This is a genomic window from Megasphaera sp. DISK 18 (genome assembly GCF_001682955.1).
Lineage (GTDB): Bacteria > Bacillota > Negativicutes > Veillonellales > Megasphaeraceae > Megasphaera > Megasphaera massiliensis.
Genome location: NZ_LUGJ01000033.1, coordinates 33,461 through 50,897 on the forward strand (window position 1 = coordinate 33,461; position 17,437 = coordinate 50,897).

The window sequence follows — 17,437 nt, forward strand, 5'->3', positions numbered from 1 at the left end:
TATTGCAGTAAGGATGACACAGGGACTCGCGCCCCGGCAAGATGCCCGGATGCGACGTCCCTTTTTTAGTGGGGGAGTAACATGGAATTGCCATCGATACAGCAATTGCGGAACTTTGTCATTTACAGTAAGTACGGAAACTTTACCGCCGCGGCTAAGGCCGCCAATATCACCCAATCGGCCTTCAGCGCCCAGATGAAGAAACTCGAAGAACTCCTTGGCGTGCGCCTTATCGAGCGCTCCAACCGCGGCAGCCATCTCACGCCGGAAGGGAAGGCTTTCTATATCAAGATAAGCCATATCCTGGGCGAACTGGAGGCCGTCGTCAGTGAGCTTCCCGGAAGGGCAGCTACGGCTCAGCCACTGGCTGTCGGCATCATGCTGTCCTTAGGAGACGTCCACATGAACCGCCATCTGGCCTATTTTCAGGACCATCACAGCGGTGCATCCTTCCGGGTCTATAACCTGGAAGTGCGGGAAATGCTCCAATGGCTGAAGGACGACCGCCTGGACATCGTATCTCTGTTTTATCTGCCGAGCCTTAACCTCGACGACTACGAAAAGGTCTTCTTTGGAACCGACGACATCGTCTACTACAAACCGGATCTCGACGTCGCCGGTCCGTCCATTTCGGCCTGTGCCGTCGCGGCCGAGCCCTTGGCCCAATACTCGCCGCAGTACGAGATGAACGCCTATATGGGCCAATATTTTACGGCTAACGGCTGTCCGCCTCAGAAGACGAAAGCCTGGTTCTCGACGCCTTATGCCATGCTGAACTACTGCCAGCAGAACCACATCGGTGCCTTGCTGCCCGAACGGTTTTTACAGGCCATGGGTGTCGGCAAAGACTACTGCCGTCTCGATCCGCCCATCCATTTGCCCTGTTATCTGGTCTACAAAAAGGCGAATCCCAAGTACGCTGCCATCCAAGTATTTGTCGAGTACATCCGCCGCGTCTATCACATTGAAACGTGAGTCATAAAAGATATTTGTCATCAAAAAAAACGATGACAAATATCTTTTTTTTCTGTTATACAAGGGGCGGCGGAAGGTGTAGAATCTAGCTTGCAAATACGAAAGGAGCAGTGACTACTGTATGTCAAATCAATCACTTTGGAACAAGGATTTCCTGCTGGATACGGGAATCAACTTCATCGTCTACCTCATCTATTATCTGTTAATGGTCATCATTGCCGTCGTCGCTAAAGACCAACTCCACGCCTCTTTAGGGGAAGCGGGACTGGCATCGGGCATCTTCATCGTCGGCACCCTCTTGGCACGCCTTCAGTTCGGCAAGGCCATTGAACTCTACGGCCGCCGCATGTCCCTTTATGGCGGCATCATCTTTTATTTCGTAACGACCTTATTGTATTTTTATATTCCCAATCTCGCTATCCTCTACGTCATCCGTTTCTTAAACGGCATGGCCTACGGCATCGTATCGACGGCGACCAACACCATCGTCGCCTCCTGTATCCCGCCTGAAAAAAGAGGCCAGGGCATCAACTACTACGGCCTCAGTACCAGCCTGGCAGCCGCTGTCGGCCCCTTCCTTGGCATGCTCCTTATCGTCATCACCAACTTTACCTTCATCATTACCCTCTGCGCCGTCTTGGTCGGCCTGTGCATGATTGGCTGCATCATCCTTCATATCAATGAAATTGAACTGACGGCCGAACAGATCGCCAAGATGAAAGCCATGACCCTCGACAACTACGTCGAATACCGGGTTATGGTCATCTCCATCATCGGTTTTTTCATGGGCTTTGCTTATTCCAGCGTCCTGACCTTCCTGGCCGCCTATGCCCGGGAAATCAACTTGGTGGAAGCCGGGACCTTCTTCTTCGTCGTTTACGCCGTCGTCATCACCTTGACTCGTCCGCTGACAGGCATCGTCTTCGACCGCAAAGGCGAAAACTACGTCCTCTATCCGTGCTACATCTGTCTGGCCGTCGGCCTCTTCCTGCTCAGCATTACCGGCACGTCGTGGCAGCTCCTTCTGTCCGGTGTCTTCGTCGGTCTGGGCTATGGGACCTTCATGTCGAACGGCCAGGCCGTCTGCATCAAATTGACGCCGCCCTATCGTATCAGCGTAGCCCTGTCGACGTACTTCGTCGCCCTTGACCTCGGCATTGGCGTCGGTCCTTACGTCCTCGGCAGCCTCCAAGGTCTTCTGACCTTCCCTCAGCTCTACATCGTCGCCGGTGTCATCGCCGCTGCCTGCTTTGTCTTGTATTATCTCTTCTATGGACGGAAAATCAACCTCATCAATCGTGCCGTCCGTATCTATATTCACGCCTAGGTGTATCATATATTTCATTTTCCCCAGACTCAGGGACTGCGCCGTACTTTCGGTGCGGTCCCTTTTTTGGACCTTGGGGACGTGTTTGAAGTTTATCCATAAGTCGGTTATAATGGACGAAAGGAGAACTCATGACTACAAAAACAAAGATACTTTCCCTATTAGCAGCCGTCTGCGTCATCCTTAGCCTCTTTTTTTGGCCTGAAAAAGAACCGGATGCCTACAGCTCGGCGACGATCGAAGCGGCCGAAGAGGTGAGCCGGACCGAGACGGAAATGCTGGCCCCCGATGAACGCCTCTACGGTCCGAATGGAGCCGTTCGCCTGCAAAGCTTATATAATGAAAAACCAGTCTGTCTCTTTTTCTGGGCCGTCTGGAGTGACGACAGCCTGAAGAACCTGGCCGTCATGGAAGAGATGTATCAAAAGTACGGACAGGACATTTCCTTTGTCGCCGTTCCCGTCGGACCCGATGCCGATGCGGGGGCGGAATACTGCCGAAAAGAAGGCTACGACCTTCCTGTCTACAAAGGGGATGGGCAGTTTTTTCGAGACTACGGCATCAGCGACGTACCGCAGATTATCTTCATCGCCCGTGGCGGCCAAATGAGCCGGCCCTATGACGGTCTCGTGACTCGTCGTCAGATTGAATATGCCTTGGCCAAGATTCAATAAAAAAAGACTTGCCAAGATGGGAAAAACAAGGTATACTATATGAGTCGCACGAAATGTGCACTGTATGGGCGGTTAGCTCAGTTGGTTAGAGTATCTCGTTGACATCGAGGGGGTCGATGGTTCGAATCCATTACCGCCCACCATACATGAAAACCGGTTGTATTATGACTCGTTGAGTAATGATACAACCGGTTTTTTTCTTTTGTCCTTTTAGCGAAAGCAAAATTATTCAAAACTTTTGCGAATAATGGACCGATTATGGACGTGTTTTGTCCCAATTATGCTTCTGCCTGCTTATAGAGGACACCTTGTGACAACAGAATACACATACGATAGACACAGCCGATTTATCTGGATTCGGCTGCTTTTTTTTATGGAAATTGTGTTGTTTCCTCGTTTTCCGGATTTTTAGTAACGAAAAATATAATCTCGGCCTTATGTCTAAATTGGTAATATGTTGACACATAATATACTTTATTGTCGATAAAATATATGTTTTATTTTGTCGATATTTATGTGGTAGAACGGATTTTTTATGGATAATCTTTACAAGTTATTTGTTGTATGATATATTATATCAAAGATTAAAACAATCCACATTAGAAATGAAGCAATAATTGGGATTACGGACGTTTTTTTGAATATATTTTAAGTTGACACCTTCAATAAAAAATAAAATAAAGCGTTTTGTGGAGTTGTTTTATCTATTATAAAGAATAACACAGTATTTATAAATGTGCTTTTATTACATTCCCAATTTTGTTTTGAAGTGTAACTTATCGTTAAAGTGTATACGTTTCATGGAAGAACATCACAGCAGAAAGGGGTGTTGGCAGCCTGATTTGTGCTTGAGCGTTTTAACGGGGGACGAATTACCGAGACGGTATTTTTTTGTTGGAACCGTACATCACAAATCATTGACATATCCTGACAGGTCCCATACCTACTGTCAGGACAGATTCCGAGTGCATCCGTTGTTTTTTTGACGAGTTGTTATTGGGATTTAATTAAGGAGGAAGATTTTTGTATGAATAAGATCTATAAGGTCGTCTGGAGCAAGGTGAGAAACGCCTACGTCGTCGTCTCAGAACTTGCTAAGAGAAATAGTAAAACGAAATCGCAGCATACGGCGCGCGTATCCCATAGTTTACTGAGCCTGGCCGTCGTGACCAGTTTGGCCGTAGGTGGTACGCTGCTCAATCCCATGTCCGTAGAGGCAGCTAATAGTTGGGGCGCAAGAACCAATTTTGATAATAACACTACGTCCGTAGGTGGTGTAGGTGTAGCGACAGCCGATGGTAAGGGGGCTGTTGCTGTGGGCAATGCAACAGCGTCCGGTGAAGATGCCCTTGCTCTTGGTAAGGGCGCATCCGCTACCGGTATAGATACTGTTGCTATCGGTGGTGCTACGGCTGCGAATGATTATACTATTGCCATTGGTCTCGGTAGTATTGCCGGTACGGCAGGAGAAACTAATAAGAACTCAGTGGCTATCGGATATAATGCTATAGGTTATAGTCTCAACGACGTTGTAATCGGTGCTAATCAGACAGCTATTGCAGCGAACTATGGACCATCAGAAGACACGCCAGATGGAACGGGCCTCAGTTCGGCTTTCGGCGGCCGTGTCATGATCGGTCATGACAACATTGCTTATGGTCGTGCCGGTAACTCCGTTATCATAGGCTCTAATAACCGATCGAATGCCGTTCACGGTATTGCCATCGGGCAAAATGCGTATGCCGGTCAACCTGATGGCAGTACCTTAGCCTATGAAAATACCATGTCCATCGGTACTAATACTCGTTCATACTCTACGGACACTATTGCTATCGGTAATAATGCTGTGGCCGGTAATACGGATACGAGTATGACTTCCTCTGATGGCAATGGCCTCGCAGCGGTTGCCCTTGGCTCAGCGGCTAAATCAACTACATTTCATACAGTAGCAGTTGGTGCAGATACCCAAGCCACCGGAAGTTCATCAATAGCTGTTGGTGATGGTTCCGCTGCAACTGCTGCAAGTACCTTGGCTGTAGGCAATGGAGCTAAAGCTACTAGGACAGAATCTATTGCTATTGGTCCTAATGCAACAACTAATCACATTTCATCTATCGCAATAGGGAAAAATACTGTAACAAACGGACAACAATCTATTGCACAAGGTGAGGGTGCTCAAACTAATGGCTTGGCTAGCATTGCCATTGGTAGAAATGCTTCTTCCGGAGCGGCGACGAATGAATCTGATCTTTCTGTTTCAGGGCGATATACCATAGCTATTGGTGACCGAGCTAATGCTGTAGTAGAAAATGGTGTCGCTATCGGTAGATCAGCAAGGGCCGGTGCTGAAGGTTCGGTAGCTATAGGCCGTGGATCGACAGCCCTGCGAGCAGCTGACAGTAATAGTTCCGGTTGGAGTGCACAAGACGGAACTTGGAGTAGTTATCTTTCCACTAAAGGAAATGCCGGTACGACAAGCGGCGCCGTATGGAATAGTACATCCGGTATTGTCTCTATTGGTATTGATGGGTCTAGTGCGACTAGCAATGCTGTTTACACTCGTAAGCTTACCGGTTTAGCTGCCGGTGTTTATGATACTGATGCAGTGAACATGGCACAGTGGACCAATACTATGTTGTCTACTACAGGTGACGTTAAAGATAGTAGTTATTCTACTACATATGGTTCAGATGGAACACCGCGCACAGCTACAAAACTTCTTAATGAATCATTGAAGATTACCGGTGGCGGATCATCTCTAACAGCGAGTGATCTTACCAGTGATGCTAACATCGGCACGGTAATCAGTGATAATACAGTTACTGTTCGATTGGCTAAAAATTTAACAGGGCTTCAAACAATCTCCTTAACAAATCCTACGACCGGTAACGGTACTGTTGTTAGCGGCGATGGTATTACAATTACCCCTTCTACCGGGGACCCTGTGTCTTTGACTAATGGCGGTCTTAATAATGGTAATAATAAGATTACCAACGTTGCTACCGGTACTGATGGTACGGATGCTGTTAACGTAGATCAATTGAATAAGGCTATCAGTGGTGTTAGTGGTGGATCGGGTACGACGACTACGGTCACTGTTGAAGGCGGCACCGCAGCCGGTACAAGCGGTACTTATACAGGTAGCAATTTGCAAATTACCTCTACGACGGGTACTAATTCTACAGCCTATGACCTCAAACTTGCTGATGATGTTACTTTAGGTAGCACCGGTACAAGTGGTACGGACGGCTCACTTACCGTTAACGGTACCGGCGGTTCTTCCGTAGCTGTCGATGGTGCAACAGGTTCTGTTACCTTAACCGGTACAGACGGCTCTACCGCTACTATCGCTGCAGGCACAGCAGCTAATGACGTCAACGGTAATTCTCTTAACCGTATTACCGTAGGCGGCGCGACTGTAGCCACCCTTGATGACGGCATGGTATACACCGGGGACACCGGTTCGGCCGCCGTTAAATTGAATAAGACCGTCAATATCGTTGGCGGAGAAACGGATTCCTCAAAATTATCTACCGATAATAATATTGGTATTGTAGCCGCTCAAGACGGCGATAATGGTAAATTAACCGTTCGTTTGGCTAAAGATATTACCGGTTTGAATACGGTAACAGCCGGCGATGCTACAATCGGTACTCAAACAGAATCTACAGCTAGTGGCGTTGCTGAAACCGGTAGCTATGTAACCGGTTTAGATAATACGACTTGGGATGTATCCAATCGGATATCGTAACCGGTCGTGCTGCAACTGAAGATCAATTGAAGACTGTAAGCGATGCAGTCGTTGCTGTTACTGATGGTACCAGTGCTAATGCAACGGGTGGCTTCGGCTTGACCGATGATAGCGGAACAGCAGTGAAACAAGATCTTGGCAAGACAATCCAGATTGCCGGTGACGGTAATGTTACGACTACCGCCGGTGACGGTAAAATTACTGTTGGTTTGAGTAATACCGTGGCTCTTGGCGACAAAGGTACTACCGATGGCTCTATGACTGTCAATGGTGCCGATGGTTCTTCCGTTGCCATTAATGGTTCTAACGGTTCTATCGTAATGAACACGGCCGATGGTTCCCCTGTAACCATTCAGGCAGGAACCAGTGCTAACGACGTAACCGGATCGCCGATTAACCGCATCACTGTAGGTGGCGCTACTGTAGCTACCCTGAATGACGGTATGAAATACGGCGGTGACTTCGGTACCGTTTCCAATGTAAAACTCAACAACCAAGTTGATGTAAAGGGCGAAGCTACTACGGAAGCTAACCTTACGACGGGCAACATCGGCGTCGTATCCAGCCAGGCTGGCGACAATGGCTTGTTAACGGTTAAATTGAATAAAGACATCAACTTAGGCTCCACCGGTTCCTTGACCTTTGGCAGTGGCGATAACACGGTAAGCCTTTCTAACAGCGGTCTCAACAATGGTGGCAATAAGATTACTAACGTTGCAACCGGTACGGATGGTACCGATGCGGTCAATGTGGATCAGTTGACCAAGGCCATCGCAGGTGTAAGTGCCGGTGAAGGCAGCAAGACGAACCTTACTGTCGAAGGCGGTACTGCAGCCGGTACGGGTGGTAACTATACGGGCAGCAACTTGCAGATTACTGAAAAAACCGAAACAACCGGTGCTACAACGTATGATGTGAAATTGGCCGATAACCTTACCTTAGGTAGTGAAGCCGACAGTGAAGCCGGTACCGAAGGGACGGACAGCTCCATTACCGTAAATGGTAAAGACGGTTCTGCCGTGGCTATCAACGGTGCTGACGGCACTATCGCTTTGAACACGGCGGACGGTTCGCCGGTTACGATCCAAGCAGGCACAAGTGCTAACAACTTAGCCGGTAATTCTGTTGATCGTATTACTGTAGGCGGACAGACGGTGGCGACTATGAGCGATGGTCTTAAATTCGCCGGTGATGACGGTCAGAGTGATACAACCAAAATCATTCCTAAGGCACTTAATGAAAAATTAGATATTGTTGGTGGCGCCGAAGGAGATTTGACGGACAAAAACATTGGCGTTAATAACGTTAACGGCCAGTTAAAAGTTCAGTTAGTCAAAGACGTCGACTTAGGCTCCACCGGCTCCTTAACCTTGGGGAATACCGTTGTGAACAACAATGGCATTACCATTACTCCTACTACGGGCGACCCTGTAGCCTTGACTAGTTCCGGTCTCGATAACGGCAACAACGTCATCAGCAATGTTGCTACCGGTGTTAAAGGTACAGATGCTGTTAACGTGGATCAGTTGACTAAGGCTATTCAGGAAGTCAATGCCGGTGAAGGCAGCAAGACGCACCTTACCGTTGAAGGCGACACTGCAGCCGGAACAGGTGGTAATTACACAGGCAGTAACTTGCAGGTAACCGAAAAGACAGAAACTAATGGCTCTACGACCTATGACGTGAAACTGGCGGATAACCTTACCTTAGGTGAAGCCGGTACCGATGGTGTCGACGGTTCTGTTACGGTGAACGGCAAGGACGGTTCTTCCGTAGCTGTTAACGGTGCTGATGGTTCTATTACAGCGAAAGGTACTGACGGCTCTGCTGTAGCTATCAATGGTGCCGACGGCTCTATCGGTTTGACCGGGTCCAATGGTACAACCACTACAATTAAAGGTGGCACCAGTGTGAATGACGTAAACGGCAACGCCGTTGATCGTATCACCGTAGGTGACCAGACTGTGGCAACCTTAAATGACGGTATGGTTTATACCGGCGATACAGGCTCTGCTGCTGTTAAATTGAATAAGACCGTCAATATCGTTGGCGGAGAAACCGATTCCTCGAAGTTGTCTACGGACAACAACATCGGCATTGTAGCTGCTCAAGATGGCGACAATGGTAAGTTGACTGTTCGCTTGGCCAAAGACATTACCGGTTTGAATACCGTAACGGCCGGTGATGCTACTATCGGTAATCAGACAGAAACGACAGCTAGTGGCGAAGCTCAAACGGGCAGCTATGTAACCGGCTTAGACAACACGACTTGGAATGTATCTGATCCGGATATCGTAACCGGTCGGGCAGCTACGGAAGATCAGCTGAAGACCGTAAGCGATGCAGTCGTTGCTGTTGCTGACGGTACCAGTGAAAACGCAACCGGCGGCTTCGGCCTGGCTGACGGCAGCGGTACTACGGTTAAGCAGGACCTCGGCAAGACGATTACCGTTAAAGGCGGCGTCACCGACGGAACGGCTACGACAGAAAATCCGGATGGTGTTTCTAACATCACAACGGCCGTGAAAGACGGTGCTCTTGAAGTAAGTCTTAATAAAGATCTTGATTTAGGGTCTGCTGGTTCCGTAACAACCGGTAATACTGTTATTAATAACGACGGTGTGACCGTTGGCGGTACAACTCTTGCAACCGGTGGGTTAACCATCACTAACGGTCCGTCCGTAACAACTGACGGTATCGACGCAGGCAGCAAACAAATTACTAATGTGGCAAGCGGTTCCGACGGTACTGATGCTGACGGTAATAAAACATACAATACCGACACTAATGCGGCTAATATCGGCGACGTTAAAAATATTACGAACACTACGGTAAATGATGCGAAAACAGAATTGACGAATAAAGGCTTAAACTTCACAGCCGATAGCGGCGATGCTGTACACCGTGATTTAGGCCAGACCTTAAACATTGCCGGTGACGGTAACATAACGACTACTGCTGATGCTACTAACGGTAAAATTACCGTAGGCTTAAGTGATACGATTGCACTTGGTGAAAAAGCGAGTGAAGACGGCACTACTGAAGGCACAGACAGCTCTATTACCGTTAACGGTAAAGACGGCTCTGCCGTAACCATTAACGGTGCTGACGGCTCCATCGCTTTGAATGCCGGTTCCGGTTCCCCTGTAAACATCGCAGCGGGCACTCAAGTGAATAACCTGGCAGGTACTCCCATCGATCGTATTACCGTAGGTGGGGCTACCGTAGCAACACTTGATGACGGCATGAAATACGGCGGTGACTTCGGTACTGTCTCCAACGTCAAATTGAATAATCAAGTTGATGTAAAAGGGGAAGCCACGACAGATGCGAACCTGACGACGGGCAATATCGGTGTCGTATCCAGCCAGAACGGCAATAACGGTCTTTTAACCGTAAAATTGAATAAAGACATCAACTTAGGTGAAAACGGTTCTGTTACTACCGGCAACACGGTAGTTAATAACAGCGGTTTAACCATCACCAATGGTCCGTCTGTGACTTCCGGCGGTATCAATGCCGGCGGCAGCAAGATTACTAACGTTGCTACCGGTACCGATGGTACTGACGCGGTGAACGTAGCTCAGTTGGAAGATAGACTCAGCCAGATAACGATTGGCGAATCGAAAACGACTGAGGTTACGGTTGAAGGCGGCACTGCTGCTCCGACTGATGGAACCTATGCGGGGGACAACCTGCAGGTGAAAGCAGGGACGACAGCCAATGGGTCACCGACCTATGACGTAAAACTTGCCGATAAGATTACTTTAGGCGAAGCAGCCGACAGTGCAGCCGGCACAACCGGTACCGATGGCTCGATTACGCTGAACGGTGCTAACGGCTCCTCCGTAGCTGTCAACGGTGCTGACGGCTCTGTTACGGCAAAAGGTACAGATGGCTCGGCCGTAGCTATTAATGGCTCCAACGGCTCTATCGTTCTGAATACCGGTTCCGGTTCGCCGGTAACTATCCAGGCCGGCACTAGTGCCAATAACTTGGCAGGAACTTCCGTTGACCGCATCTCTGTAGGCGGCCAGACGGTTGCTACCATGAGTGACGGTTTGAAATATGCCGGTGATGACGGCCAGACCGATACGACAAAAGTCATTGCTAAGACCCTCAACGAACAGCTTGACATCGTTGGCGGTGCTGAAGGCGAATTGACGGATAAAAACATTGGCGTCAACAACGTCAACGGCCAGTTAAAAGTCCAGTTGGTCAAAGACATCAACTTAGGCACTACCGGTTCTGTAACCGTCGGTACGGCAGTCTTGGGTAACCAGACGGTAACCACGGCTAATGGTGTATCTCAGACAGGTACCTACTTAACAGGTTTAGAAAATACAGCTTGGGATACGTCGAATCCGGATATCGTAACCGGTCGTGCTGCCACGGAAGATCAGCTCAAAGCGGTCAATGATAAGGTTAACGCCATTTCGACCGGTACCGGTGCCTTCGGTTTGACTGATGATAGTGGTGAAAAAGTTACACAAAGCCTTGGCGAAACGATTCAAGTCGCCGGCGACGGTCAGAATATCACGACGACAGCCGATGCTGAAAACGGTAAGATTACCGTAGCCTTGAGCAACGATATCTCCATTGGTGCGAAAGACGGAGATGATGGTACAGACGGTGTCGATGGTAAGATTGGCGTCAACGGTAAAGATGGTTCGTCCGTCGTTATCAACGGCGCTGACGGCTCCATCGGATTGACCGGACCTGCCGGAGCTGACGGAACAGCCGCTCCAACCGCTACTATCACAGCGGGTACTCAAGTGAATAACTTGGCCGGTACTCCAATTGATCGTATCACTGTAAGCGGCGAAACTATCGCTACTATGAGTGACGGTCAGAAGTATGCCGGGGATAATGCTAAGGAAGATGGCACGAATGTCATCGCTAAGAAACTCAACGAACAGTTGGATATCGTTGGCGGTGCTGATGCCGACAAACTGACGGAAAACAATATTGGCGTCAATAACGTCAATGGTCAGTTGAAAGTCCAGTTGGTGAAAGATCTCGACTTGGGCGACACCGGTTCTGTTAAGATGGGCAACACCGTAGTCAATAACGGCGGTATGACCATTGGTACAGGAGATACAGCCGTAAGTCTTACTGACGGCGGCCTCAACAACGGCGGCAATAAAATTACTAACGTCGGCGCTGGCTCGGCAGACACGGATGCTGTCAATTACGGCCAGTTGAAAGCTGCCGCTACGGCAGTCACCGTTGAAGGTGGTACTGAAGCAGGTACTTCCGGTACTTATACCGGCAGCAACTTGAAGCTTACAGCCGCTACTGTTGGCGATAAGACCACCTATGATTTGAAACTGGCTGACAACCTCTCTGTTGGTGCTAAAGATGGCACGAACGGCTCTATCGGTGTTAACGGGAACGATGGAAACAGCGTAGCTATCGACGGCAACGACGGCATCTCCATTAAGGGTGAAAACGGTAAAGATGGCGTCAGCATTACCGGTAAAGACGGTGTCGATGGCGTCGACGGCTTGGAAGGCCACATCGGCCTCAACGGCAAAGACGGCATGACCGACATCTATACGACTCCGGGACAGCCTGGCGTTAATGGTAAAGACGGTGAAACGATGACTCGTATCATCTACACCGATCCGAATGGTGCAAATCATGAAGTAGCAACCCTTGATGACGGCATGAAGTATACCGGTGATACCGGTTCTGCCGCTGTCAAGCTGAATAAGACCGTCAACATTGTCGGCGGAGAAACGGATTCTACGAAGTTATCTACGGACAACAACATTGGCATCGTTGCTGAACAAGCCGATGACAATGCCAAACTGACGGTTCGCCTGGCGAAAGACATTACCGGTTTAAATACCGTAACGGCCGGCAAGGCTACCATCGGCAATCAGACTGAAACTACAGCCGGCGGCGTTGCTCAAGAAGGCAGCTATGTAACCGGTTTGGAAAATACCGAATAGAATATAGCTAATCCGGATATCGTAACCGGTCGTGCCGCTACGGAAGATCAGCTCAAGACCGTAAGCGATGCAGTCAAGGCGGTTTCCGATGGTACCAGTGACAATGCAACGGGCGGCTTCGGCCTGACCGATGACAACGGCGACGTTGTTAAGCAGGACCTTGGCAAGACGATTCAGATTGCCGGTGACGGTCAGAATATCACGACCACAGCCGATGCTGAAAACGGCAAGATTACCGTAGGCCTGAGTAATGATCTCTCCATCGGCACGAAAGGTGCTGACGGTAAAGACGGTGTCGACGGCACAATCGGTGTCAATGGTAAAGACGGCTCGTCCGTCGTTATCAACGGCGCTGACGGTACTATCGGCTTGACCGGCCCTGCCGGAGCTGACGGAACGCAGCCAACGGCTACTATTGCAGCCGGACCTAGCGTTAACGACGTAACCGGTACGCCGGTTGACCGTATCACTGTCGGTGGTCAGACTGTGGCTACCTTAAGCGACGGCATGAAGTACGGCGGTGACTTCGGTACGGTATCCAAGGTTAAATTGAATAATCAAGTTGATGTAAAGGGTGAAGCAACGTCTGAAGCCAACCTCACGACCGGTAACATCGGCGTTGTATCCAGCCAAAATGGCGACAATGGCCTCTTAACGGTTAAGCTCAATAAAGACATCAACTTAGGTTCTACCGGTTCCGTAACTGTAGGGAATACCGTAGTCAACAACATCGGTATGACCATCGGTAGTGGCGATACCGCCGTAAGCCTTACTAACAGCGGTCTCAACAACGGCGGCAATCAGATCACTAACGTAGGCAGTGGTTCCGATGGTGTTGATGCTGACGGCAACCCGACCTACAATACCGATACCAACGGAGTGAACATCGGCGATGTTAAAAATATCACTGAAACGGCGAAGTCCGATTTGACCAATAAAGGCATGGACTTCACGGCTGATAGTGGTGAAACCGTTCATCGTGACTTGGGTGAAGCCCTTGGCATCGTAGGTGATGGTCAGAACATCACGACTACAGCTGATGCTGAAAACGGTAAGATTACCGTAGGCTTGAGCAATGATCTCTCCATCGGTACCAAAGGTGAAGCCGGTAAAGATGGTGTCGACGGCACTATCGGCGTTAACGGTAAAGACGGCTCGTCCGTCGTTATCAACGGCACGGACGGTATTTCCGTCAAAGGTGCTGACGGCAAAGACGGCGTCACCATTACCGGTAAAGACGGTGTCGATGGCGTCGACGGCGCTGAAGGCCACATCGGCCTCAACGGCAAAGACGGCATGACCGACATCTATACGACTCCGGGACAGCCTGGCGTCAACGGTAAAGACGGTGAAACGATGACTCGTATCATCTACACCGACCCGAATGGTGCAAATCACGAAGTAGCCACCCTTGATGACGGCATGAGGTATACCGGTGATACCGGTTCTGCCGCTGTTAAACTGAATAAGACCGTTAATATTGTCGGCGGAGAAACGGATACTACCAAGTTGTCTACGGACAACAACATTGGCATCGTTGCTGAACAAGACAGCGACAATGGCAAACTGACCGTTCGCCTGGCGAAAGACATTACCGGTTTGAATACCGTAACTGCCGGCAAGGCTACCATCGGCAATCAGACTGAAACTACAGCCGGCGGCGTTGCTCAAGAAGGCAGCTATGTAACCGGTTTGGAAAATACCGAATGGAATGTATCCAATCCGGATATCGTAACCGGTCGTGCAGCTACGGAAGATCAGCTGAAGACCGTAAGCGATGCCATTATGGATGGTACCAGTGAAAATGCAACGGGAGGCTTCGGCCTGACCGATGACAGCGGCAACGCTGTTAAGCAGAATCTGGGCAAGACCATTCAGATTGCCGGTGACGGTCAGAATATCACGACCACGGCAGATGCTGAAAACGGTAAGATTACCGTAGGCCTGAGCAATGACCTCTCCATCGGTGCCAAAGACGGTGCTGACGGTACAGACGGTGTCGACGGTAAGATTGGCGTCAACGGTAAAGACGGCTCGGCCGTCGTTATCAACGGCGCTGACGGCTCCATCGGCTTGACCGGCCCTGCCGGAGCTGACGGAACACCGGGCGCGACGGTAACGATTAAAGTGGCTGATCCTGTTAATAACGTATCTGATACTCCGGTAGATAGAATTACCGTAGGTGATCAGACGGTCGCTACGCTGAGTGACGGCATGAAGTACGGCGGTGACTTCGGTGATACCTCTAAGGTTAAGCTGAACAACCAGGTTAACGTCAAAGGCAATGCTAAGAATGAAGCTGACCTCACGGATGGCAACATCGGTGTCGTATCCAGCCAGGATGGAGAAAATGGACAGCTTCTCATTAAGCTCAATAAAGACCTGAACCTCGGTGATACCGGTTCCGTAACCATGGGTAACACTGTAATCAACAACAGCGGTGTGACCATCGGCAGCGGTACGTCGTCAGTCACCTTGACTGATAAAGGTCTCAACAACGGTGGCAATCAGATCACGAATGTGGCCAGCGGCACGACTGGTAAGACTTATGATACAAGCGTAGCCGGTCAGGAAAACTACAACAACGCAGCCAATATCGGTGATTTGAACAACGCAGTCAATAATGCGGTCGACGACATCAAAGATGCGACTAAGGGCGGCGGTTTCGCCTTAAGTGCTGACGACAACAACTCTGTAAAACAGAATTTAGGCGACACGATTGCCATTGCCGGTGACGGTAATACCGTAACCTCCGTTAAAGACGGAAAGATTGAAGTTGGCTTGAATAAAGATGTGAATCTTGGTGAAGATGGTTCCCTCTCAATTGGTAACACTGTTCTCAATAATGATGGTGTTGCGACTGATAAGATTACTATCAATGATTCCGGTATTTCTATCGACTATAGTGGCATCAATGCCGGAAATACGCAAATCAAAAACGTAGCCAGCGGTGCTGACGGTGTCGATGCTGCCGGTAAACCGACGTATAATACGGATACGAATGGAGCTAACATCGGTGATGTTAAGAACATTGCCAATGCAGTAGCCGACGCAGCGAAAGCTCAGTCCGGTAAGAACATCACCGTAGATGCTGATAACAAGGTTAACCTGAATGATAACATTACTCTTGGTGACAATAGTGATGCATCCAAGCAGGTCAATATCGACGGCAACGGTGCCACCGTTACGGCCGGCAGCGGCGATAACCAGGTCAAACTGGACGGCTCTAAAGGCCAGATTTCTGCAGGCGGTGCCGTTCTGGGCAACCAGGCAAACACGGCAAACGATGGCAATCCGGCAACGGGCAACTACCTCACTGGGTTGGACAACACCAAGTGGGATAGCAATAATATCCAGTCCGGCCGTGCTGCTACGGAAGATCAGCTGAAAGTCGTAGATGACAAGGTCAGCAAAGGCCGTGTCTTCCAAGGCGATGACGGCGCAGACAACAGCGTCACCGTAGGCCTGGGCGATACGTTGAAACTCAACGGCGGCGCCGATACGTCTAAACTGTCCAGCGGCAACATCGGTGTTGTAAGAAACAGCAGCGGTGATGGCCTCGACATCAAACTGGCGAAGGACTTGAAAGACCTCGACAGTGTTACAACGGGCAATACGACGATTAATAACAACGGTGTCACCATCAAGACCGTAGACAGCGACCGTACGATCACCATTCAGGACAGCAATGTCAACATGGGTAACAACGTCGTAAGCGGTGTTGCTGACGGTACGGTAGCAGCCGGTTCGACGGAAGCCATCAATGGCGGCCAGTTGGCTCTCCGCGACCAGGCTATCAACAACCTGGGCGGAGAAGTCAATAAACTGGATAACCGCATCAACCGCGTCGGTGCTGGTGCAGCCGCTTTGGCAGCCCTCCATCCGCAGGACTTCGATCCTGATGATAAGTGGGATTTCGCCTTCGGCTATGGCCACTACCGCGGCGCTAACGCCGGTGCTTTCGGTGCCTTCTACAAACCGAACGAAGATACTACCTTCTCGGTCGGCGGCACCATCGGTGGCGGTGAAAACATGATCAATGCCGGTGTTTCCTTCAAGTTAGGCCAGGGCAACAACGTATCGAATTCTCGCGTTGGCATGGCTAAGGAAATCAAACACCTCCGTGATGACGTAGCGAAACTCGAAGACATCGTCAATCGTCAGAGTCAAATGATTAATCAGTTGACCGGCCAGAATCCTGGTACGATTGAGTCCAAAGGCAGCGAACTCTTCCCGGATGTTCCGGCTAACCACTGGGCTTACGAATACGTTACTAAGCTTCATCAGCTCGGCATTATCGAAGGATATCCGGATGGAAACTTCGATGGTAACCGCATGATGACGCGTTATGAATTCGCAGCTGTTGTCTATCGTGCCATCATGGCAGGCGCTGCCTCGAATGCAGCCCTCCAGGGCGACGATACGTTGGATCGCTTGGCCAACGAATTCTCTGCAGAACTCAAGTACATCCGCATCGATACGATCGCTAAAGATAAAGACGGGAAACCGACCATCCAGCGTGTCCGCATCGTTCCGGAAAACAAGCAAAACTAATCCTGTTTCTAAGGGTTCCTCTGGAGGATCTTCTGATTCTCATATAAAGTTGCGGCTGCCTTTTGGCAGCCGCAATTTTTTTGCAGATATAGGTTCTGCAGCACTTAGAAATCAAAAAAGAGGCCCTGTGCTTCTCCGACACCGACAAGATGGTGTAGGGGGCACAGGGCCTTTTTGCCGTATTCTATTTAGAAGGTAG

Annotated in this window: 6 protein-coding genes and 1 tRNA gene; all 7 read left to right on the plus strand. The window is 49.7% G+C overall.

Annotation, left to right across the window (positions count from 1 at the left end):
- Positions 1–81: 81 nt before the first annotated feature.
- The 7 genes from A0U42_RS07325 (at position 82) to A0U42_RS11810 (ending at position 17,238) form a co-directional block, all read left to right on the plus strand.
- Positions 82–975 (plus strand): LysR family transcriptional regulator, encoded by an 894-nt coding sequence (locus A0U42_RS07325; protein ID WP_065360458.1) that lies wholly within the window; start codon positions 82–84, stop codon positions 973–975.
- 121 nt (positions 976–1,096) lie between these two features.
- Positions 1,097–2,302 carry an MFS transporter gene (locus A0U42_RS07330; RefSeq protein WP_065360459.1) on the plus strand — a complete coding sequence of 402 codons (1,206 nt, stop codon included), beginning with the start codon at positions 1,097–1,099 and terminating at the stop codon, positions 2,300–2,302.
- A gap of 131 nt (positions 2,303–2,433) precedes the next feature.
- Positions 2,434–2,976 carry a TlpA disulfide reductase family protein gene (locus A0U42_RS07335; RefSeq protein ID WP_065360460.1) on the plus strand — a complete coding sequence of 181 codons (543 nt, stop codon included), beginning with the start codon at positions 2,434–2,436 and terminating at the stop codon, positions 2,974–2,976.
- 66 nt (positions 2,977–3,042) lie between these two features.
- Positions 3,043–3,119: transfer RNA gene (locus A0U42_RS07340), tRNA-Val, on the plus strand.
- A gap of 884 nt (positions 3,120–4,003) precedes the next feature.
- Positions 4,004–6,727 (plus strand): ESPR-type extended signal peptide-containing protein, encoded by a 2,724-nt coding sequence (locus tag A0U42_RS07345; protein WP_065360461.1) that lies wholly within the window; start codon positions 4,004–4,006, stop codon positions 6,725–6,727.
- Entirely contained in the window at positions 6,700–12,684 is a 5,985-nt protein-coding gene (locus A0U42_RS07350) for an S-layer family protein (protein WP_141669507.1), read from the plus strand. The genes A0U42_RS07345 and A0U42_RS07350 overlap by 28 nt, the downstream gene beginning before the upstream one ends.
- A 369-nt stretch (positions 12,685–13,053) precedes the next feature.
- The gene (locus tag A0U42_RS11810) at positions 13,054–17,238 is read left to right on the plus strand and encodes an S-layer homology domain-containing protein (protein ID WP_255304129.1); all 4,185 of its coding nucleotides are present in this window, start codon (positions 13,054–13,056) and stop codon (positions 17,236–17,238) included.
- The last annotated feature ends 199 nt before the right edge of the window (positions 17,239–17,437 follow it).

What these genes read in the sequence shown, in the direction of transcription:
- A0U42_RS07330 (WP_065360459.1), top strand. Translation starts at nt 1,097, where the DNA reads ATGTCAAATCAATCACTTTGGAACAAGGATTTCCTGCTGGATACGGGA.
- A0U42_RS07325 (WP_065360458.1), top strand. Translation starts at nt 82, where the DNA reads ATGGAATTGCCATCGATACAGCAATTGCGGAACTTTGTCATTTACAGT.
- A0U42_RS07335 (WP_065360460.1), top strand. Translation starts at nt 2,434, where the DNA reads ATGACTACAAAAACAAAGATACTTTCCCTATTAGCAGCCGTCTGCGTC.
- A0U42_RS07345 (WP_065360461.1), top strand. Translation starts at nt 4,004, where the DNA reads ATGAATAAGATCTATAAGGTCGTCTGGAGCAAGGTGAGAAACGCCTAC.